The 592-nt window shown below is 74.2% G+C and carries 1 protein-coding gene; it reads right to left on the reverse strand.

The window, feature by feature from the left end; genetic code table 11:
• Positions 1-73: 73 nt before the first annotated feature.
• Positions 74-529, reverse strand: a complete 456-nt coding sequence (locus tag ACFWR9_RS42620) for a hypothetical protein (protein WP_383853057.1) — start codon at positions 527-529, stop codon at positions 74-76.
• Positions 530-592: the final 63 nt, after the last annotated feature.

Genomic DNA, 592 nt, shown 5'->3' on the forward strand with positions numbered 1-592 from the left:
GACCCTCACCGGATCCGGGGCGAAGCGCCGTGCGCGCGGGGCGAAGCGCTGTGCGCGTGCGGACGGGAACGCGTCAGATGCGCCGCTCGGAGCGGCGGCGCAGACAGAACAGGCCACCGCCGGCGACGGCCGCGGCGACGAGCCCGCCACCGATGGCGATGTCCGTCGGCGTAGCCCCGTCGGAGCTGCTGCCGCCGATGCCGCCGCGGACACCGCCGATGACCGTGAAGGCGGCCGGGCGGGTGAGCCGCCTGCCCGAGCAGTTGACGGTGATGTCGTACGAGCCCGGGCGGGCGTCCTCCCTGATGGTGGCGGTGCCCCTGGACGTCTCGTTGGCCCCCCTGACCGGGGTCAGGTGGGTGGTCCGGAACGCGTCCGAGGTCATCGTGCCGCCCTGCGGGCAGCCGTCGACCGTGACGGTCATCTGACCGCCGCGGGCGATGACGCTGGGCAGGGCGACGATGTTGCTGGGCTGGTTGTGGTCGCCGCCGGCGGGGGGGGGGGGGGGGGGGCGGCGCCGGGCACACAGCCCCGCGCCCCCCCGCCCCCGGGGCCGACATGTTAAAATAATAAAATAACACGGCGAAAACCC

Source organism: Streptomyces sp. NPDC058534, from assembly GCF_042717365.1.
Classification (GTDB): Bacteria; Actinomycetota; Actinomycetes; order Streptomycetales; family Streptomycetaceae; genus Streptomyces.